Origin of the sequence: Xylophilus sp. ASV27 (assembly GCF_016428875.1) — a bacterium.
Lineage (GTDB): Bacteria > Pseudomonadota > Gammaproteobacteria > Burkholderiales > Burkholderiaceae_C > Xylophilus.
Genome location: NZ_JAELTO010000382.1, coordinates 1 through 301, shown reverse-complemented (window position 1 = coordinate 301; position 301 = coordinate 1). Strand labels below are relative to the sequence as shown.

1 protein-coding gene is annotated in these 301 nt (G+C 69.4%); it reads right to left on the bottom strand.

From position 1 onward, the window contains the following. Positions 1-188: hypothetical protein (locus JHD63_RS23445; protein WP_198973189.1), on the bottom strand; the 188-nt coding region annotated here is incomplete at its 3' end. Positions 189-301: the final 113 nt, after the last annotated feature.

Below are 301 nucleotides of genomic sequence, written 5' to 3'. Positions count from 1 at the left end.
CCCCCCCCCCCCCCCCCCCCCCCCCCCCCCCCCCCCCCCCCCCCCCCCCCCCCCCCCCCCCCCCCCCCCCCCCCCCCCCCCCCCCCCCCCCCCCCCCCCCCATTTTTCAAGCAGAAGACGGCATACGCGATTTCCTGTACGGTCTCGTGGGCTCGGAGATGTGTATAAGAGACAGGCCCCATCCTCACCAAGTACCTGCTGGAGAAAACCCCCATTCGCAAAGTGGCGCTGGTGTTCGACCGTACCAACGAGTCACTGATCGAATACAAGAACATCTTCCGCGACGCCTTCAAGGCCGGCG